The organism is Nocardioides sp. NPDC047086 (assembly GCF_040643685.1).
GTDB lineage: Bacteria > Actinomycetota > Actinomycetes > Propionibacteriales > Nocardioidaceae > Nocardioides.
In genome coordinates this window covers 102,412-122,376 of the sequence record NZ_JBEYUV010000012.1, presented here as the reverse complement: position 1 = coordinate 122,376, position 19,965 = coordinate 102,412, and the positions used below count along the sequence as shown (strand labels likewise).

Sequence of the window (19,965 nt, the reverse complement as noted above, 5' to 3'; positions counted from 1 at the left end):
AGAGAGTGATCCGTCTTGAGCACCACGACCGACCCCGGCCCCGACACGGAGACCGGCTCAGAGACCGACCAGACGACCACGAAGCGGGGCGCGCTGCTCCGCTGGGGCGTCCTGGCCCTGCTGATCGCCGTCATCCTGGCTGCCGTCGGCTACGTCGGCTGGCAGCTGACCCGCGGCGCCGACGAGTCGGTGGTGAGCCAGCGAGAGCAGGTGATGGCCGCGGCCGACAAGTTCGTCGGGCGGGTCAACACCTACGGTCCCGATGACGTCGGCAGCGACAAGAAGACGATGCCGAAGTATCGCGAGCAGGTGGGCGAGCTGCTGACCCCGAAGTTCGAGAAGAGCTTCCTGGGCAACGTCGCCTTCGCCGAGGCCACCGTCGTCCAGCAGGGCGTCGGTCGCACCACGAGCGTGCACAGCACCGGCGTCGCGGGCCTCGACGAGGACAGCGCGACCGTGCTCGTGGTCGCCGAGCTCGCGATCAGCTACCCGAAGGCCGAAGGCTCCGAGGAGCGCGTCGAGGCGGCGCGTCAGCTCGCCCGGACGGAGGTGGAGCTCATCAAGCAGAACGGGAAGTGGCTGGTCGACGACTGGTACCCGGCCGAGGAAGCTCCTACTTCGGAAAGCAGCGAAGGGGTGACACCATGAGTTCCACGATGACTAGTCCGACCTGGTACGACCTGCTCGACGTCGAGCCCGACGCAGCCACCGACGACGTCCGCGCGGCGTGGAAGTCAGCGATCGCCGACCTGGACCCGACCGACCGCCGCTTCCGCACCCTCAACGAAGCCGCCGCGGTTCTGCTGGACGAGGAGAAGCGGGCTGCGTACGACGCGGAGCTGGCCGCTCTGGAGGAGGCTGCGGTCGAGGAGGCCGACGAGGCCGAGGAGTCCGACGTCGAGGTCGAGGCGGCAGCCGAGGCTTCTGACGACGAGGAGCCGGCCGACGAGGAGCCGGCCGACGAGGAGCCGGACGCCGAGGCGACGCCGTCCCCCGGCCGTACGCTGCCGGTGCTCCCGACCTGGGGGCTGGTCGCCGCCGGCGCCCTGGCCCTCGCCGCGGTCGTCGCGGCCGGCGTGGTCTTCTTCGGGCAGGAGAAGGTCGCCACCGTCGCCAACAACAACGTCACGACCAGCACCGTCGAGGGTGCGGTGGGCAAGCAGATCACCCGCAACCACAAGCTCCTCGTCGAGGAACAGGGCGCCGACGCGCTCGAGGCGGCCAAGAAGGCCGTCGTCCCGCTGCTCTCCTACGACTACAGCAAGATGGATGAGTCGAAGAGCAAGGCTCATGAGGTGATGACGAAGGACTACCGCGAGGACTACGACCGGCTCTTCGCGGTGCTCGTCGACAACGTGCCCGAGACGAAGACCGTGGTGAAGACGCTCGCCCCGGTCGACGCCGGCGTCATCCGGGTCTCCGAGGACACCGTCCAGATCCTCGTGCTGGTCGACCGTCAGGTCACCAACGCCCAGCGGAGCACGCCGATCGGCTACCAGGAGTACGCGATGCTCACGATGGCCAAGGTCGACGACGAGTGGCTGGTGGACAAGGTCGAGACCCAGCCCAGCCAGGACTAGGGCCCGGACGAGCCTGCCGCCCAGCCCTTTGCGCTACCTGTCAAGTGATTGGAATAACTTTTCCGTGGGTCGGACCGATTGGCGCGGATGCTTGACCCGGGGTGCCGATGGGGCGCATGATCATCCGCGATGCTCGACATTGGCACTGCACGAACAACGCTGACGGTCGGGCACCGCAGGTGTGAATGAAGGTACGCCGGACTTTAATGAGGCCCGGTGTTGTGAAGTGCGCTTTTGTGCCGTACTATGGCGCTTTGCGCATGCCTTCATATGCCCCTCAGCCTGCCCGGTGGCTGTTCGGTGGTCGGCAGCGCGAATCCACCTGCGAACCTTGTCGAAGGATTCCTCTTGGCCGCGCGCACCTCGTCGGGTGACTCCACCCCTCGCCGCATCTCTTTCGCTAAGATCTCAGAGCCTCTCGAGCTTCCCAAGCTCCTCGCCCTCCAGACCGACAGCTTCGACTGGCTGATCGGTAACGAGCGCTGGCAGGAGCAGGTCGCCGCCCGCGAAGCAGCGGGCGAGGACGTGTCTCACAAGTCCGGTCTACAGGAGATCTTCGAGGAGATCTCCCCGATCGAGGACTTCTCGGAGACGATGTCCCTCTCGTTCGAGAGTCCTGTCTTCTACGACCCCAAGTACACCGTCGAGGAGTGCAAGGAGAAGGACTTCACCTACTCCGCGCCTCTCTATGTCTCGGCGGAGTTCACCAACAACGACACCGGTGAGATCAAGGGCCAGACGGTCTTCATGGGCGACTTCCCGCTCATGACCGACCAGGGCACCTTCGTCATCAACGGCACCGAGCGTGTTGTCGTCTCGCAGCTCGTCCGGTCCCCGGGCGTCTACTTCGAGCGCACCGCCGACAAGACGTCCGACAAGGACATCTACACCGCCAAGCTGATCCCGAGCCGCGGCGCCTGGCTCGAGTTCGAGATCGACAAGCGCGACCTGGTCGGCGTCCGCCTCGACCGCAAGCGCAAGCAGAACGTCACGGTGCTGCTCAAGGCCCTCGGCTGGACCAACGAGCAGATCCGCGAGGAGTTCGGCGAGTACGAGTCGATGATGCTGACCCTCGAGAAGGACAGCACCACCGCTCAGGACGACGCGCTGCTGGACATCTACCGCAAGCTGCGCCCGGGCGAGCCCCCGACGCGTGAGGCCGCGCAGACGCTGCTGAACAACTACTACTTCAACCCGAAGCGCTACGACACCGCCAAGGTCGGTCGCTACAAGGTCAACAAGAAGCTCGGTCTGACCGAGGCCTTCGACCAGCAGACCCTGACCGTCGACGACATCGTCGCGACGATCAAGTACGTCGTGGCGCTCCACGACGGGCGTACGCAGCTCGACATGCCGCAGGGCACGATCGACATCGCCGCCGACGACATCGACCACTTCGGCAACCGCCGGATGCGGACGGTCGGCGAGCTGATCCAGAACCAGCTGCGTACGGGCCTGGCTCGTATGGAGCGCGTGGTGCGCGAGCGGATGACGACCCAGGACGTCGAGGCGATCACGCCGCAGTCCCTGATCAACATCCGTCCCGTGGTCGCTGCGCTGAAGGAGTTCTTCGGCACCTCGCAGCTGTCGCAGTTCATGGACCAGAACAACCCGCTCGCGGGCCTGACGCACAAGCGGCGTCTGTCGGCTCTCGGCCCGGGTGGTCTCTCCCGTGACCGCGCCGGCATGGAGGTCCGAGACGTCCACCCGTCGCACTACGGCCGGATGTGCCCGATCGAGACCCCTGAAGGTCCCAACATCGGCCTGATCGGTTCGCTGGCCTCCTTCGGCCGGATCAACCCGTTCGGCTTCGTCGAGACGCCCTACCGCAAGGTCGAGAACGGTGTCGTCACCGACCGGATCGACTACCTGACCGCCGACGACGAGGACCGTTACGTCATCGCGCAGGCGAACGCGGCCGTCGACGAGAACATGAAGTTCGCGACCGAGCGCGTGCTGGTCCGCCAGCGTGACGGTGAGGTCTCCGAGCTCCTGGCCGACGAGGTCGACTACATCGACGTCTCGCCGCGCCAGATGGTGTCGGTCGCGACCGCGCTGATCCCGTTCCTCGAGCACGACGACGCCAACCGTGCGCTCATGGGCGCCAACATGCAGCGTCAGGCGGTGCCGCTGGTCCGCAGCGACTCGCCGCTGGTCGGCACGGGCATCGAGTACCGCGCGGCGGTCGACGCCGGTGACGTGCTCGTCGCGAAGAAGGCCGGTGTGGTCAAGGAGGTCTCCTCCGACCTGATCGAGACCCTCAACGACGACGGCACCTACACCTCCTACAAGCTCGCCAAGTTCGAGCGCTCCAACCAGGGCAACTGCGTCAACCAGCAGCCGCTGGTCGACGAGGGCGCCCGGGTCGAGGTCGGCTCCCCGCTGGCCGACGGTCCGGCGACCCAGGGTGCCGAGATGGCGCTGGGTGCCAACCTCCTGGTCGCCTTCCAGTCGTGGCAGGGCCACAACTACGAGGACGCGATCATCCTCTCCCAGCGTCTGGTGCAGCAGGACTACCTCACCTCGATCCACATCGAGGAGCACGAGGTCGACGCCCGCGACACCAAGCTGGGTCCGGAGGAGATCACCCGGGACATCCCGAACGTCTCCGAGGAGATGCTGGCCGACCTCGACGAGCGCGGCATCATCCGCATCGGCGCCGAGGTCACCACCGGTGACATCCTGGTCGGCAAGGTCACCCCGAAGGGCGAGACCGAGCTGACCCCGGAGGAGCGCCTGCTCCGCGCGATCTTCGGTGAGAAGGCGCGCGAGGTCCGCGACACCTCGATGAAGGTTCCGCACGGCGAGGAGGGCACCGTCATCGGTGTCCGCGTCTTCGACCGTGAGGAGGGCGACGAGCTGCCCCCGGGCGTGAACCAGCTGGTTCGGGTCTACGTGGCGCAGAAGCGCAAGATCTCCGTGGGTGACAAGCTCGCCGGCCGTCACGGCAACAAGGGCGTCATCGCGAAGATCCTGCCGGTCGAGGACATGCCGTTCATGGAGGACGGCACCCCGGTCGACGTGCTGCTCAACCCGCTCGGTGTTCCGCGTCGTATGAACATCGGACAGGTCCTGGAGCTCCACCTCGGCTGGCTCGCCAAGCAGGGTTGGGACCTCAACCTCTCCGAGGACCCCGAGGACAGCGCCTGGAAGCAGCGCCTCATCAAGATCCACGCCGACAAGGCCGACCCGGGCACCAAGGTGGCCACCCCGGTCTTCGACGGTGCGCGTGAGGACGAGATCACCGGTCTGCTCAGCGCGACCCTCCCCAACCGGGACGGTCGGCGTGTGGTCGGCACCGACGGCAAGGCCCGCCTCTTCGACGGTCGCTCCGGCGAGCCGTTCCCGGAGCCGGTGGCCGTGGGCTACATGTACATCCTCAAGCTGCACCACCTGGTCGACGACAAGATCCACGCGCGTTCGACCGGTCCGTACTCGATGATCACCCAGCAGCCGCTCGGCGGTAAGGCCCAGTTCGGTGGCCAGCGCTTCGGTGAGATGGAGGTCTGGGCGATGGAGGCGTACGGCGCCGCCTACGCCCTGCAGGAGCTCCTGACCATCAAGTCGGACGACGTGCCCGGCCGTGTGAAGGTGTACGAGGCGATCGTCAAGGGCGAGAACATCCCCGACTCGGGTATCCCGGAGTCGTTCAAGGTTCTCGTCAAGGAGATGCAGTCGCTGTGCCTGAACGTCGAGGTGCTGAGCCAGGACGGTTCGGCGATCGAGCTCCGTGACGCGGAGGAAGACGTCTTCCGCGCCGCCGAGGAGCTCGGCATCGACCTCTCCCGTCGCGAGCCCTCTTCCGTAGAGGAAGTCTGACGAGCGGGAGGTACGCCTCCGGGCGTACCTCCCACCCTCAGTCCCCTTTAACTTTCCAAGAACTAACGAAGGAACTGGAAGCCACCGTGCTCGACGTCAACTTCTTCGATCAGCTCAAGATCGGCCTGGCCACCGCGGACGAGATCCGCGCGTGGAGCCACGGCGAGGTCAAGAAGCCTGAGACCATCAACTACCGCACGCTCAAGCCCGAGCGTGACGGCCTCTTCTGCGAGAAGATCTTCGGTCCCACCCGGGACTGGGAGTGCTACTGCGGCAAGTACAAGCGCGTGCGCTTCAAGGGCATCATCTGCGAGCGCTGTGGCGTCGAGGTCACCCGCTCGAAGGTACGCCGCGAGCGCATGGGCCACATCGAGCTCGCCGCTCCGGTGACCCACATCTGGTACTTCAAGGGCGTTCCGTCGCGGCTGGGCTACCTGCTCGACCTCGCTCCGAAGGACCTGGAGAAGGTCATCTACTTCGCTGCGTACATGATCACCTCGGTCGACGAGGACGCGCGTCACCGCGACCTGTCCTCGCTCGAGGCCAAGGTCGACCAGCAGCGCAAGATGCTGACCGGCCGGCTCGACGTGGCGATCAACGACCGCGCCAAGAAGCTCGAGACCGACCTGGCCGCGCTCGAGGCCGAGGGCGCCAAGTCCGACGCCAAGCGCAAGGTCAAGGACGGCGCCGAGCGCGAGATGAAGCAGCTGCGCGACCGCACCGAGCGTGAGGTCAACCGTCTCGACGAGGTCTGGGACACCTTCAAGAACCTGAAGGTCCAGGACCTCATGGGCGACGAGCTGCTCTACCGCGAGATGAAGACCTGGTTCGGCAAGTACTTCGAGGGCCACATGGGCGCCACGGCGATCCAGAAGCGCCTCGAGAACTTCGACATCGAGGCCGAGGTCGAGAACCTGCGCGAGACCATCGCCACCGGCAAGGGTCAGCGCAAGGTCCGCGCGCTCAAGCGCCTCAAGGTCGTCGACGCCTTCCGCAAGACCGGCAACCAGCCGACCGGCATGGTGCTCGACGCCGTCCCGGTCATCCCGCCGGACCTGCGCCCGATGGTGCAGCTCGACGGTGGCCGCTTCGCGACCTCCGACCTCAACGACCTCTACCGTCGCGTGATCAACCGCAACAACCGCCTCAAGCGTCTCCTCGACCTCGGTGCCCCCGAGATCATCGTGAACAACGAGAAGCGGATGCTGCAGGAGGCCGTCGACTCGCTCTTCGACAACGGTCGTCGTGGCCGCCCGGTCACCGGGCCGGGCAACCGTCCGCTGAAGTCGCTCTCCGACATGCTCAAGGGCAAGCAGGGCCGCTTCCGTCAGAACCTGCTCGGTAAGCGCGTCGACTACTCCGGCCGTTCGGTCATCGTGTCGGGTCCGCAGCTCAAGCTGCACCAGTGCGGTCTGCCGAAGCAGATGGCCCTGGAGCTGTTCAAGCCGTTCGTGATGAAGCGCCTGGTGGACCTGAGCCACGCTCAGAACATCAAGTCCGCCAAGCGGATGGTCGAGCGTGCTCGCCCGGTCGTGTGGGACGTCCTCGAAGAGGTCATCACCGAGCACCCGGTTCTGCTGAACCGTGCGCCCACCCTGCACCGCCTCGGCATCCAGGCCTTCGAGCCCCAGCTGATCGAGGGTAAGGCCATCCAGCTGCACCCGCTCGTCTGCACCGCGTTCAACGCGGACTTCGACGGCGACCAGATGGCTGTCCACCTGCCGCTGTCGGCGGAGGCCCAGGCCGAGGCTCGCATCCTGATGCTCTCGACCAACAACATCCTCAAGCCGTCCGACGGTCGTCCGGTCACCATGCCGACCCAGGACATGATCATCGGTCTCTACTTCATCACCTCCGACCGCGAGGGTGAGGTCGGCGAGGGTCGTGCCTTCTCGTCCCCGGCCGAGGCCATCATGGCCTTCGACCACCTCGAGATCACGCTGCAGTCGAAGATCAAGATTCGCCTCGACGACATCGTCCCGCCGATCGGCTACGACGTGCCGGAGGGCTGGACCGAGGGCGAGCCGCTCGTCCTCGAGACCACGCTGGGCCGGGTGATCTTCAACGACACCCTCCCCGCCGACTACCCCTTCGTGAACTACGAGGTCGGTAAGAAGCAGCTCGGCGCGATCATCAACGACCTGGCCGAGCGTTACACCAAGGTCGAGGTCGCGGCGTCGCTGGACGCGCTCAAGGACAACGGCTTCCACTGGGCCACCCGTTCGGGTGTCACGGTCTCGATCGACGACGTCACCACGCCGCCGAACAAGGCCGAGATCCTGGAGACGTTCGAGACCCAGGCTGCCAAGGTGCAGAAGCAGTTCGAGCGTGGTCTGGTCACCGACGAGGAGCGCCGTCAGGAGCTCGTCGAGATCTGGACCGAGGCCGCCAAGGTCGTCGGTGCTGCGATGGAGGCGGCGTTCGACCGCAAGAACCCGATCTTCATGCAGGTCACCTCGGGTGCCTCGGGTAACTTCAACCAGATCCGCCAGGTCGGCGCCATGCGAGGCCTGGTGGCCAACCCGAAGGGCGAGATCATCCCGCGGCCGATCAAGTCGAACTTCCGCGAGGGTCTCTCCGTCCTGGAGTACTTCATCTCCACCCACGGTGCTCGTAAGGGTCTGGCCGACACCGCGCTGCGTACCGCCGACTCGGGTTACCTGACCCGTCGTCTGGTGGACGTCTCGCAGGACGTCATCATCCGTGAGGACGACTGCGGCACCGAGCGCGGCCTGCCGAAGGTCATCGGTGTCGACCAGGGTGGCGTCGTCGTCAAGGACGACAACGCCGAGACCGCTGCGTACGCTCGCACGGCTGCCGTCGACATCGAGCACCCGTCGACCGGCGAGGTTCTCGCGGTCGCCGGTGAGGACCTGGGCGACGTCAAGATCGAGGAGCTGGTTCGCGCCGGCATCACCGAGGTCAAGGTCCGTTCGGTCCTCACCTGTGAGGCCCGCACGGGTACGTGTGCCAAGTGCTACGGCCGCTCGCTGGCCACCGGCAAGCTCGTCGACATCGGTGAGGCGGTCGGCATCATCGCCGCCCAGTCCATCGGTGAGCCCGGCACCCAGCTGACCATGCGTACGTTCCACACCGGTGGTGTGGCCTCGGCCGACGACATCACGCAGGGTCTGCCGCGTGTCGTCGAGCTCTTCGAGGCGCGTACGCCGAAGGGTGTCACGCCGATCTCCGAGGTCGCCGGTCGCGTCGAGATCGAGGAGACCGACAAGGCCCGCAAGGTCCTGGTCACCCCGGACGACGGCTCCGAGGTCAAGGAGTACGTCGTGTCGCGCCGCTCGCGTCTGCGGGTTGCCGACGGCGACCACATCGAGGTCGGCCAGGCGCTGACCATCGGTACGCCGGACCCCAAGGAGGTCCTCCGTATCCTCGGTGTCCGCAAGACGCAGCAGCACCTCGTCGACGAGGTCCAGCAGGTCTACCGGAGCCAGGGTGTGTCGATCCACGACAAGCACATCGAGATCATCGTGCGGCAGATGCTGCGCCGGATCACGGTGCTCGAGTCCGGTGACACCAACCTGCTGCCGTCCGACCTGGCCGACCGTATCGACTTCGAGTCGGAGAACCGGCGCGTGGTCTCCGAGGGCGGCAAGCCGGCCTCGGGTCGTCCGGAGCTGATGGGCATCACCAAGGCCTCGCTGGCCACCGAGTCCTGGCTGTCGGCGGCCTCCTTCCAGGAGACCACCCGCGTCCTCACCGACGCTGCCATCAACGGCCGCTCCGACTCGCTGCGCGGTCTGAAGGAGAACGTCATCATCGGTAAGCTCATCCCGGCCGGCACCGGCCTGGAGCGCTACCGCAACATCAAGGTCGAGCCGACCGATGAGGCTCGTGCCGCGGCGTACTCCGTGACCGGTTACGACAACTACGACTACGAGTTCGGCAACACCGGCGGCCAGGCCGTCGCGCTGGACGACTTCGACTTCGGCTCCTACCAGAGCTGAACCGCGTGGTCCTGAAGGCCCCGTCTCCTCCGGGAGGCGGGGCCTTCGCCTTTGTTTCAGGGGATCAGCAGCCAGCGGCCGTCAGAGCCGGGTGCGGCCGTCGCCTCCTGGTAGGCCTCGGCGGCTTTGCTCAGGGGGCGGGTCGCGGCGATCCGCGTCGGCACCGTGCCATCTGCCGCCAACGGGAGTAGGTCGGCGAGCACCCCGCCGTCGGGCTGGTTCAGCGCGGTCGAGACCTCGATACCGCGCTCAGGCGCTGGCGCGCGGCCTGGCTTGACGCTGACGTAGCGGCCCCCGTCGCGTACGCCGGCCAGGGCCGGTTCGTCGAGCGCCGCCAGATCGAGGACGGCGTCGTGCGCGTGCGGCTCGATCTCGGTGACGGCGTGGTCGGCGCCGGTGGCGAGGTGCTCGGTGCCGGGGCGTACCAGGGCGTCGACCGTCCAACCGTCGGCTTTCGCCAGCCCCAGCGCCCACAGACCGACGCCGCCGGCGGCACCGGTGACGAGGAGGCTGCCGCGCTCGATGCCGAGCAGGTCGAGCGCCTGGCGGGCGGTGAGCGCGTTGAGCGGAGCCGCGGCGGCCGCCTCGAGGGTGAGCCCGTCGGGTACGGCCGCTGCGGCGGAAGCGGGGACCACCACCTCGGTCGCGTGGGCGCGGGCGCCTGCGGCGGGATTGCCGTGGAGACCGGCAACCCGGTCGCCGACGGCGAACCCGGAGACGGCCTCGCCGACCTCGGTGACCACGCCGCTGAAGTCGAAGCCGAGGCCGATCACGTCGGGGAGCCCGATGGCCGCGTGGTCGCCGGCGACGAAGGCGTCGAAGAGGGTGAACCCGGCGGCGGCCACCTCGACACGGACGTCTTCGGGGCCGAGCGGCTGAGCCGGGAGCTCCTCGAGGCGCGGGGTCGGGTCGCCGGCGCGGGAGATGAGTGCGTACATGGTGTTCGTCCTTTGCGGTCGTTGGTTGGTTGCGTGTACTACTTTCGGTGCCCTACTCTCCTTTGGGAAGAAGGCACTTTGAAGTGGCGTACGCACCTGGAGGTTTGCCATGGGGACGACGACGGCCGAGCGGCCCAGCGGATTCGAGCGCGGCGGATTCGAGCGCGGCGGATTCGACGCGTTCTCGGCGCTGTGTCCGAGCCGGCGGCTGCTGGACACGATCGGTGACAAGTGGGTGAGCCTGGCGATCGTGGCCCTGGGACTCCGTGGGCCGCTGAGGTATTCGGAGCTGGCCTCGCAGATCGAGGGGGTGAGCCAGAAGATGCTGACGCAGTCGCTGCGGAAGATGGAGCGCGACGGCCTGCTGATCCGCACGGTGACCCCGTCGGTGCCGGTGCGGACCGACTACGAGCTCACCCCGCTCGGACAGACGCTGCTGCCGGTCATCGGCCACCTCAAGGCCTGGGCCGAGGAGCACATGCCCGAGGTGGACGAGGCGCGGAAGGCGTACGACAGCAGGGTCTGAGATTTCTCGGAGTTCGACGCAACGAAGCGGGCCGGCCGCGCGTCTCAGGGTTGGGACGATGAAACTGGCTGGATGTATCTGGCTGGCATCTGCTACTCGAGGAGCGAAGATGCGGCACCTACGACTGATGGTGGTCGGAATCGGGATCCTCGGCGTGCTCGCGGTGGGAGGTTGTGGGTCGACGACGGACGGGGCGGTCGACTCGTCACCATCTGCCTCCGGGACCGCGGATCCCGCCCAAGCGAGCAGCACACCATCGTCCCCGACTCAGTCCTCACCGGCGGCCACGGGGGGTTCGCCGGTGAGGACTGAGTCCTCTTCTCCTTCGGGTCCTGCGTCGGCGGATCCGAAGACGCCGAAGTGCGCCGACGCCGACCTGAAGGCGGGCTACCGCGCGACCGACGCGGGCGCGGGATCACGGTTCGGCGAGATCACGCTGACCAACGTCTCCGACCGTGCGTGTGCCCTCGGTGGCTTCGGCGGGCTGTCGTACGTCGGGGGTGGCGACGGCACCCAGATCGGCGCCCCGGCGGCCCGCGAGGGCAAGTGGCGCACGGTGATCATGAAGCCGGGCCAGGTGGCGGTGAGCGAGGTCTCCGAGTCGACGGCGGAGAACTATCCGGACTCGGCCTGCAAGCCGACCAAGGTGGACGGGTTCCGGGTCTTCGTTCCGGACTCCTACGACTCCCAGTTCGTACGTCACGAGACCACGGGGTGTGCGGACAAGGACGTGTCGCTCCTGTCCCACCACGCGTTCCACTAGTACGCCGACAACTGCCAGGCATATAGGCCGGTCACCGGCGATAAAGTCGTTTACCCTCTGGGGCATGGCAGCTGATCTGGACAGACACGTCCGCGGGATCGTCGACGGCGTCGCCTACCTGGTGCTGGCGACCACGGATCCCGACGGGCGGCCGCGCACCTCGCCGGTCTACTTCTCCCACGACGGGTACCGGGATCTCTACTGGGTCTCGGCGCCCGACGCGCAGCACTCGCGCAACATCGTCCGGGACCCCCGCGTCGCCGGGGTCATCTTCGACTCCTCGGTGCCGCCGGGGTCGGGTGCGAGCGCTGCGTACGTCACCGGGATGGCGCGTCAGGTGCCCGACTTCGAGCTCGAGAAGCGCTGCGAGGTGGCGTTCCACCGGCTGATCGGGACGGCCCGGGCGTTCAAGCCCGCCGAGCTGCGTGGCGAGGCGTCGCTGCGGCTCTATGTGATGGAGGTCGAGCTCTGGGAAGCGCACCTGCCCGGTGTCGACCCGGACGACGAGGCGGCGCCGGAGACTCGCGTCGAGGCGGCACCGGAGCTCTGAGGCCTGCCTCAGGTCACCGGGCGGAAGAGGAGATGGATCTCCTCGCGCAGCTCGAGCCGCTCGATGCCGATGTCGTAGACCGGCTCCAGGATCTCTGGACGCAGGACCTCGTCGACCGTGCCGCGCGCCGCGACGTGGCGCCGGTCGAGCAGCACCAGGTCGTCGCAGTAGCGGGCCGCCAGGTTGAGGTCGTGGAGCACGATGATCGCGGTCGTCCCGAGCTTCCGCACCAGGGAAAGGATCTCGTGCTGGTAGCGGATGTCGAGGTGGTTGGTCGGCTCGTCGAGGAGCAGGTGGGTCGCCTCCTGCGCCAGCGCCCGGGCGATGAGCACCCGCTGCCGCTCGCCGCCGGAAAGAGCGGCGAAGGAGCGGGGACCGAGGTGGGTGCCACCCACGCGCTCGAGGCAGTCCGCGGCGACCTCCAGGTCGTGCTCGCCGGCCCTGGCGAAGGCGGACAGGTGCGGCGTACGTCCCAGCAACACCATCTCGCCGGCGGTCAGAGACGTGTCCGTGCCGGACTCCTGGACGACGACGGCCAGGCGCCGGGCCACCTGCTTGGCCGGCAGTCCGGCGAGTTCGTCGCCGTCGATCTCGACGGTGCCACTGCCGCGCAGGGCGCCGTACAGCAGCCGGAGCAGGGTCGTCTTGCCGCTGCCGTTCGGGCCGATCAGACCCAGCACCCGGCCCTCGTGGGAGGCGACGTCGACGTCCTCGAGGATGGTCGTCGTGCCGTACGTCCAGGACAGGCCAGCGGCCTCGATCACTGCGCGAACCTGTCGATGATCCGCTCCAGGCCGTCGACGGAGAGCGCCGAGGGCGGCTCGGTGAAGTTGAACAGCTGGGCCATGACGTCGCCGTTCCTGACCGCGGTGAGATCCTCGGCGCCGGCGAGCTGGGTGATCGACTCCTCGACCTTCTTCGGGTCGCCGGCGTTGTGGAGCAGGATGATCACGTCGGGGTCGCGCTCGAGGAGATCCTCGGTCGAGACCTCGAAGACGCGCTCGTCGACGTCGGCGAAGACGTCCTCGAACCCGGCCGCCTCCAGCTGCGGATGGGCCATCGACCTGGTGCCGTAGGCGTAGGTCACACCGCCGCCGATGGTCGGGTAGAGCACCGCCGCCGTACGTCCTTCGCCGACCTTCTTCGTCTCCAGCTCTGTCACGCGTTTGCGCAGGTCAGCGACAGCCTGGGCGGCTTCGTCCTCGCGGTCGAAGACCTGGCCGTAGGTCTCCAGCTGGCTGTAGACGTCGTCGAAGCCGGGGTCGTCGACACCCTCGGGGCACATCGCCGGCTCCTCTAGGAGATCGATGTCGACGGCGTCGAGGGTGTACCGGGAGAGGTTGTCGACCTCGCCGAGGACCAGGTCGGGCTCCTCGGCGATCACGATCTCCTTGGAGATCTGCAGGTGGCCGCTGGTGTCCATCTCGTCGGTGAGCAGCGGGATGTCGTCGAGCTCGGCCTGCGTCTCGGCGTTGTAGTAGTCGGCGGGGTACTCGCCGGCCCTGGCCACGACCTGGTCCATCACGCCGAGGGCGTGCAGGTAGGGCACTGCGGAGCTCTTCAGCATCACCACGCGCTCCGGCGGGGCGTCGAACGTGACCTCTGCCCCGCAGTTCTCGACGGTGACCGGGAAGCCTTCCGCGGTCGCGCCGGTGCCGGCGGCGTCGGTGCCGCAGCCGGTGGTCGTGGCGAGTACGAGGGCGGCGGTGGCGATCGTGGGGCGGATCATTCGTGGCTCCTGAGGGGTCAGACGTCGCGCGCGGAGAAGCGCCGGATGAGGACGATGAGGAACGGGGCGCCGAGGAGCGCGGTGACGATCCCGATCGGGATCTCCTGGGGCTGGAGGAGCACCCGGGCGAGCACGTCGGCCCAGACCAGCAGGATCGCGCCCATGAGGGCGGCGGCCGGGACCGCCACGGAGTGGGCGGAGCCGACGGCCCGCCGGGCCAGGTGTGGCACGACCAGGCCGACGAAGCCGATGCTGCCGGCGGCCGAGACGACCACGCCCACGGTCAGCGCCACGACGATCAGCAGCAGGGTGCGGAAGCGGTCGGGGGAGATGCCGAGGGTGTGGGCGGTCTCGTCGCCGATCGCGAGCGCGTCGAGACCGCGACCGGAGAGGGTCAGCAGGGTGACGGTGGCGAGTACGGCGACGGCGACGACGGCCAGCAGGCCGTCCCACTGGGCCAGGCCGAGCGAGCCGAGCAGCCAGAACATCACCGACCGGGCGCCCTCGGCCGAACCCGAGGCGAAGATCAGGAAGCTGGTCAGGCCGTAGAGCAGGTAGCCGACCGCGACGCCGGAGAGCAGCAGCCGCAGCGAGGTGACCCGACCGCCGCTGCGGGCGAGGGCGAAGACCAGGAACGACGCCGCCAGGGCGCCGAGGAAGGCGGAGCCGGGCAGGGCGTACGCCCCCAGGCCCGTGCCTGCGCCGAAGAGGATCGCTGCCGCCGCGCCGCTGGAGGCGCCGGAGTTGATCCCGAGCAGGTAGGGGTCGGCGAGCATGTTGCGGACCATCGCTTGCAGCGCCATGCCGGTGACGGCCAGGCCCGCGCCGACCAGGGCGCCGAGAAGGACGCGGGGGAGGCGTACCTTCCACACGATCGCCTCCTCGGTGGCCTTCCAGCCGGCCTCGGGCAGGCCGAGGAGGTGGTGGCCGAGGATCTGGGCGACCGTCCCCGGGGTGACGTACGCAGCGCCCAGCCCGACCGCGACGACGACCGTCGCCACGGCGGCCGCGAGGAGGCCCAGGAGCCAGCCGACGGCGCGCCGGCGGCGGCGCCGTACGCCGAGAGGGTCGTGCACGTGGGGGCCTTCCGAGGCTGCAGCGAGACTAATGCGAAGAACTTGCAATAACCTAGCAGAGGCCGGTTTCGGTCGGAGGTGAGGGTTCTTTCGCGGGCCGCTGGCCGGTTCTGGGAAGATATGCGCATGACCTCGTCCCTTCCGCAGTCAGCTGACGTGCTCGTCGTGGGGGCAGGGCCCGCGGGCTCGGCCGCGGCGGCCTGGCTGGCGCGTGCCGGGGTCGATGTCCTGCTGACCGACGCGGCCGTCTTCCCGCGTGACAAGACCTGTGGCGACGGGCTGACCCCGCGCGCGACCCACGAGCTGGTCCGGCTCGGGCTGGAGGACTGGCTGCGCGCGCACCCGGTTTCGAAGGGCCTGCGGGCGCACGGCTTCGGGCAGACGCTGCACCTGCCGTGGCCGGGAGGAACCCTGCCGTCGTGGGGGTCCGCGGTGCCGCGCACCGAGCTCGACGACCATCTGCGCACCGTGGCGATCAAGTCCGGCGCGACGGCCGTCGATGGCGTGCGTGCGGTCGATGTGCGATGGGACGGCGATCGGATCGCCGCGGTCGTCTTCGCGGGCGGCCAGGAGGTCGCCTGCCGGTCGGTCGTGGTGGCCGACGGCGTGCGCTCGCCGCTGGGCAAGGTGCTGGGGCGGGAGTGGCACCGCGACACCGTCTACGGCGTCGCCGGACGGGCCTACATCGCCTCCGACCAGGCCGACGACGAGTGGATCTCCTCCCACCTCGAGCTGCGCGACGAGTCCGGCGAGGCGCTGCCGGGGTATGGCTGGATCTTCCCGCTGGGATCGGGCGAGGTGAACATCGGCGCCGGTGCGCTGGCGACCTCGAAGCGGCCTGCCGACATCGCGATCAAGCCGCTAATGAGGCACTACACCGAGCAGTGCCGTGAGGAGTTCGGCCTCAAGGGTGAGCTGCGGGCGGAGAAGTCCGCCCTGCTGCCGATGGGTGGTGCGGTCTCCGGGGTCGCGGGCGCAAACTGGGCACTGATCGGCGATGCCGCCGGGTGCGTGAACCCGCTCAACGGCGAGGGGATCGACTACGGCTTGGAGACCGGGCGGATGGTCGCCGACGCGCTGGTCGCGGGCGAGGATCTGGCCACGGCATGGCCGGCTACCCTGCGCGAGCACTACGGCGAGGCGTTCTCCGTCGCCCGCCGCCTGGCCGGGATCGCGACCCGCCCCCGTCTGGTATCCACCCTTGGACCTGCGGGAATGCGTTCCGACTGGCTGATGACGCTGGCGCTGCGGTGGATGGGCAACCTGGTCACCGAGGAGGACCGCGACCGGGCCGCCAAGGTGTGGCGCTGGGCCGGTCGCCGCTCGTTGGCTCTCGACTCCCGACCCCCGTTCAGCTGATGGCGACGCGGAATCGGGGCCGCGGCGGGCGGCGACGCAAGCTTCCGAAGGTGCAGCGGGTGGGGGCGTACGCCGTCATCATCCGGGCCGGTGCGGCCGCCGAGCCGGAGATCCTACTCAGCCGGCTCTCGGAGAAGGTCACGCCGGAGGAGCGGTGGACGCTGCCCGGTGGCGGGATCGACCACGGCGAGGACCCGCGCGACGCGGTCGTGCGTGAGGTCTACGAGGAGGCCGGGGTGCCGGTCGAGGTCGGCGTCGAGGCACGGGTCTACTCCGTCCACCAGGCCAAGGCCTGGCGGCTGGGCCGGCGGGTCAACTCCCACGCGATCCGGATCGTCTACGACGGCTGGGTGCCCCACGACGCTCCCGAACCGCAGACGATGGAGGTCGACGGGTCCACCGCGGAGGCGGCCTGGCTGCCTCTGGCCGCGGTGACGAGCGGCGAGATCCCGACGTCTCCGCTGGTCACCGACGCCCTCGAGGTGCACAAGCCGGCGCGGATGCAGCGCTTGGCTGCGTACGCCTTCATCACCCGCCCCTCCGACGACGCGATCCTGCTCACCCGGATCTCGCCGCTCGGCTACCACTCGGGCTCGTGGACGTTGCCCGGTGGCGGGGTCGACTTCGGTGAGCAGCCGCGCGAGGCGCTGGTCCGTGAGGTCGCCGAGGAGTGCGGCCTCACCTGCGAGGTCGGCGCCGTGCTCGACGTGCACGACGTGAACATCACCGGCACGGCCCCCAGCGGTCGTCACGAGGAGTTCCACGGCGTCCATCTCATCTTTGCGGCGACCGTCCCCGACGACGCGGAGCCACGAGTGGTCGAGCAGGACGGCACCACCGACGCCGTACGTTGGGTGACCCGCGACGAGCTGGCGACCCTGCCGCTCCTCGACGTGGTCACCGCGGCCCTCGACGCCGAGAAGAGGGCCGCCTCCTAGTCGGGCGCGCTGCGGCGAACGGCGCCGGGAACGCATGCGGGCGAGCGGCGGTCGCTTCGCGAGCCGCCCGGATCGGGGCGGGGGTGTATCTCTGGCGGGTCAGGTGCGTCCCGGTTGAAGGAATGTTCGTTCGCGTGTCGGGGGTGAAGGAATGTTCGTTCGCGTGTCGGGGGTGAAGGAATGTTCGTTCGCGTGTCGGGGGTGAAGGAATGTTCGTTCACATGTCGGGGGTGAAAGAAGATTCGTTCACGCTCCCAGGGTGAAAGAAGATTTGTTCGCCCAGGGTCGGGGCCCGGCGTGGTCGCCCTCATCACTTCGTGACCTGCCAGCGACAACCAGCCCGCCCCTTGACTTCGGGGCATTGCTCCTAGCCCAGGTCGGCTTGGGCGCCGACGTCGTGCGCCTCGGCCGCGGTCAGGATCACCGCCGCCGCGGCGGCGTCCTGGACACCGACGCCCACGGAAAGGTAGGTGACGACGTCGGAGGTGGCGGTCGAGGGTGGCCACACCGGTCAGGAGGGCGCCGAGGTCGGCGATCTGGTCGGGGTCGACCGAGCCTGAGCCGATGGCTTCGACGACGGGGCCGGAGTCGGTGAGCGCGGAAGCGCGGTAGTCGACCACGACCGTGGAGCGGGCCAGCAGCGACGGCGGCAGCTCGACACGGTCGGGGGCGAAGGAGCCGACGCTGGCGACCGTGGTGCCGTCGGTGACCCAGGCATCCTCGATCACCGGGGTGAGGGACGAGGTGCAGAGGACGATGATGTCGGCGTGGCGTACGGCCTGTTCCAGGTCGGCCTTCGCGGTGGCACCGTGCTCGGCGGCGAGGTCGGTGGCGGCGGCCGGGTTCCGGCCGAAGACCTGGAGCTCGGCGTCGGGGTGGGTCACGGCGAAGGCGTCGAGGTGGGCGCGGGCCTGGGCGCCGGTCCCGACGACGAGCACGGTCCGGGCGTCGGGGGCGAGATGCTGCATGGCGAGCGTGGTCGCTGCCGAGGTGCGCAGACCGGTGACGCTGTCGCCGTTGATGATCGCGCGCGGTGCGCCGGTATCGGCGTCGAGGACCGTGATGACCGAGTGCACGGCGCCGAGACCACGAGCGGCATTCGAAGGGTTCACGCTTCCGAACTTGCTCACCGCGGGAGCGTCGGGGGCGATCCGCGAGGAGTAGCAGAAGGAGACCGATGAGTCAGGCCCCGGAACGAGCAGCCGGGGAGGCTGGACGGCCTCCCCGGCGCCGAGGCGGGTGAACGCCTCGCGTTGGGACTCCAGCGCGAGCTGGGGCGTGAAGATGCTGCGTACGTCGGTGGCGGAGAGAATCCTGACGGTCACTCCGCCACCGTAGACGTTCAGACGGTGGTCGTCTCCGGGGTCTCCTCGAGCGCCACGTCCTTGGTCTCCTTGCCGATCAGCAGCGAGATCAAGGTGATCACGGCCATCACGGAGAGGTAGACGCCGACCAGGACCGGCGAGCCGTCGCCCTGCTTCCACAGCGCGACCGCGATGAACGGCGCCACCGCGGCGCCGAGGATCGAGGAGACGTTGTAGGAGATGCCGGAGCCGGTGTAGCGCACGCTGGTCGGGAACAGCTCCGGCAGCAGCGCACCCATCGGGCCGAAGGTGAGGCCCATCAGGGAGAAGCCGAGAACCAGCCAGAGGATCACACCGACGGTGCCGGCGTTGACCAGCGGCACCCAGGCCAGGCCGAAGACGATGATCCCGAGGGTGACCGCGATCAGCAGCCGCCGGCGGCCGAAGCGCTCAGCCAGCGGCCCGGAGACCATGGTGAAGATGCCGAAGAAGATCACGCCGAAGATCAGCATCAGCACGAAGTTCGTGTAGCCGTAGCCCAGTCCGGGCACGGGGAGGTCCTTGGCGGCGGTGCCGAACGACAGCGAGAACGCGGTCATCAGGTAGAAGAGGACGTAGGTCGCCAGCATGAAGAAGGTGCCGAGGATCAGCTGCTTGCCCTGGTTGCGCACGACCGAGGCCAGCGGGACCTTGCGGACCAGGCCGGCGTCCTGGCTCTTGGTGAACACGTCGCTCTCGACCAGGCGCAGCCGGACCCACAGACCGACGATGACCATGATCGCGGAGAAGAGGAACGGCACCCGCCAGCCCCAGGCCAGGAAGGCGTCGGAGGGCTTGGTCGGGTCGGCGCCCTCGGCGGAGAGCAGCGCCGCGATGGCCAGGAACAGGCCGTTGGAGAGGATGAAGCCCAGCGGCGCGCCGAGCTGCGGGAACGTACCGAAGATCGCGCGCTTGCCCTCGGGGGCGTTCTCGGTCGCGACCAGCGCGGCACCGCTCCACTCGCCGCCGAGCGCGAAGCCCTGGGCCAGGCGCATCAGCACGAGCAGCGCGGTGGCGACCCAGCCAACGGTCTCGTACGTCGGGAGCGCACCGATCAGGAAGGTCGCGATGCCCATGGTGAGCAGCGAGATGACCAGGGTCGTCTTGCGGCCGAGCCGGTCGCCGAGGTGGCCGAAGAAGATCGCGCCGATCGGGCGGGCGACCATCGCGGCGCCGAAGACCGCGAAGCTCGCCAGGAGCGCTGTGGTCGGGTCGCCGGCCGGGAAGAAGAGGGCGGGGAAGACGAGGACGGCTGCGGTCGCGTACGCGTAGAAGTCGTAGAACTCGATCGTCGTCCCGATGAGACTGGCGACGAGCACGCGCGAGCGCGGGTTGGCCGGTGCGGGGGTGGCGGACATGGGTCTCTCTCCGAGGTCTGGAAG

At 68.6% G+C, this 19,965-nt stretch carries 15 protein-coding genes; 9 read left to right on the top strand and 6 right to left on the bottom strand.

Annotation, left to right across the window (positions count from 1 at the left end; translation table 11 throughout):
- Positions 1–15: 15 nt before the first annotated feature.
- From ABZ796_RS11605 to ABZ796_RS11590, 4 genes are all read left to right on the top strand, one after another.
- The gene (locus ABZ796_RS11605; RefSeq protein WP_357337031.1) at positions 16–648 is read left to right on the top strand and encodes a hypothetical protein; all 633 of its coding nucleotides are present in this window, start codon (positions 16–18) and stop codon (positions 646–648) included.
- A complete protein-coding gene (locus ABZ796_RS11600) occupies positions 645–1,580 on the top strand; it encodes a DnaJ domain-containing protein (protein ID WP_357337030.1) in 936 nt (311 codons plus the stop codon). Before ABZ796_RS11605 ends, ABZ796_RS11600 begins: the two co-directional genes overlap by 4 nt.
- A 348-nt stretch (positions 1,581–1,928) precedes the next feature.
- Positions 1,929–5,399: a DNA-directed RNA polymerase subunit beta gene (gene rpoB / locus ABZ796_RS11595; protein WP_357337029.1), complete on the top strand. Its 3,471-nt coding sequence runs from the start codon at positions 1,929–1,931 to the stop codon at positions 5,397–5,399.
- Positions 5,400–5,485: 86 nt separating this feature from the next.
- Entirely contained in the window at positions 5,486–9,361 is a 3,876-nt protein-coding gene (locus ABZ796_RS11590; protein WP_357337027.1) for a DNA-directed RNA polymerase subunit beta', read from the top strand.
- Positions 9,362–9,417: 56 nt separating this feature from the next.
- Here ABZ796_RS11590 and ABZ796_RS11585 read toward each other — a convergent pair whose 3' ends face one another.
- A complete protein-coding gene (locus ABZ796_RS11585) occupies positions 9,418–10,299 on the bottom strand; it encodes an alcohol dehydrogenase catalytic domain-containing protein (RefSeq protein ID WP_357337026.1) in 882 nt (293 codons plus the stop codon).
- 109 nt (positions 10,300–10,408) lie between these two features.
- Here ABZ796_RS11585 and ABZ796_RS11580 point away from each other — a divergent pair, with 109 nt between their 5' ends.
- From ABZ796_RS11580 to ABZ796_RS11570, 3 genes are all read left to right on the top strand, one after another.
- Positions 10,409–10,825: a helix-turn-helix domain-containing protein gene (locus tag ABZ796_RS11580; protein WP_357337024.1), complete on the top strand. Its 417-nt coding sequence runs from the start codon at positions 10,409–10,411 to the stop codon at positions 10,823–10,825.
- Between the two features lie 301 nt (positions 10,826–11,126).
- Positions 11,127–11,588: a DUF4232 domain-containing protein gene (locus ABZ796_RS11575; RefSeq protein ID WP_357337023.1), complete on the top strand. Its 462-nt coding sequence runs from the start codon at positions 11,127–11,129 to the stop codon at positions 11,586–11,588.
- A 64-nt stretch (positions 11,589–11,652) separates the two neighbouring features.
- Entirely contained in the window at positions 11,653–12,138 is a 486-nt protein-coding gene (locus ABZ796_RS11570; RefSeq protein ID WP_357337022.1) for a pyridoxamine 5'-phosphate oxidase family protein, read from the top strand.
- An 8-nt stretch (positions 12,139–12,146) separates the two neighbouring features.
- Here the strand turns inward: ABZ796_RS11570 and ABZ796_RS11565 are convergent, their stop codons facing one another.
- Genes ABZ796_RS11565 through ABZ796_RS11555 form a run of 3 tightly spaced genes read right to left on the bottom strand, consistent with a single transcriptional unit; the run spans position 12,147 to position 14,943 of the window.
- Entirely contained in the window at positions 12,147–12,902 is a 756-nt protein-coding gene (locus ABZ796_RS11565) for an ABC transporter ATP-binding protein (protein WP_357337021.1), read from the bottom strand.
- The gene (locus ABZ796_RS11560; RefSeq protein WP_357337019.1) at positions 12,899–13,867 is read right to left on the bottom strand and encodes an ABC transporter substrate-binding protein; all 969 of its coding nucleotides are present in this window, start codon (positions 13,865–13,867) and stop codon (positions 12,899–12,901) included. The genes ABZ796_RS11565 and ABZ796_RS11560 overlap by 4 nt, the downstream gene beginning before the upstream one ends.
- A gap of 17 nt (positions 13,868–13,884) precedes the next feature.
- The gene (locus ABZ796_RS11555; RefSeq protein ID WP_357337017.1) at positions 13,885–14,943 is read right to left on the bottom strand and encodes an iron ABC transporter permease; all 1,059 of its coding nucleotides are present in this window, start codon (positions 14,941–14,943) and stop codon (positions 13,885–13,887) included.
- A 126-nt stretch (positions 14,944–15,069) separates the two neighbouring features.
- On the opposite strand from ABZ796_RS11555, the gene ABZ796_RS11550 reads away from it, so the two are divergent.
- Both ABZ796_RS11550 and ABZ796_RS11545 read left to right on the top strand, forming a co-directional pair.
- Positions 15,070–16,302, top strand: a complete 1,233-nt coding sequence (locus ABZ796_RS11550) for a geranylgeranyl reductase family protein (protein WP_357337016.1) — start codon at positions 15,070–15,072, stop codon at positions 16,300–16,302.
- Positions 16,302–17,240, top strand: coding sequence for an NUDIX domain-containing protein (locus tag ABZ796_RS11545; RefSeq protein WP_357337015.1), 939 nt, complete (start codon positions 16,302–16,304; stop codon positions 17,238–17,240). The genes ABZ796_RS11550 and ABZ796_RS11545 overlap by 1 nt, the downstream gene beginning before the upstream one ends.
- Here ABZ796_RS11545 and ABZ796_RS11540 read toward each other — a convergent pair.
- Positions 17,237–18,565: an ornithine cyclodeaminase family protein gene (locus ABZ796_RS11540; protein WP_357337014.1), complete on the bottom strand. Its 1,329-nt coding sequence runs from the start codon at positions 18,563–18,565 to the stop codon at positions 17,237–17,239. The two genes, ABZ796_RS11545 and ABZ796_RS11540, sit on opposite strands and share 4 nt — an antisense overlap.
- Before the next feature lie 17 nt (positions 18,566–18,582).
- Positions 18,583–19,941 (bottom strand): MFS transporter, encoded by a 1,359-nt coding sequence (locus ABZ796_RS11535; RefSeq protein ID WP_357337013.1) that lies wholly within the window; start codon positions 19,939–19,941, stop codon positions 18,583–18,585.
- Positions 19,942–19,965 lie beyond the last annotated feature (24 nt).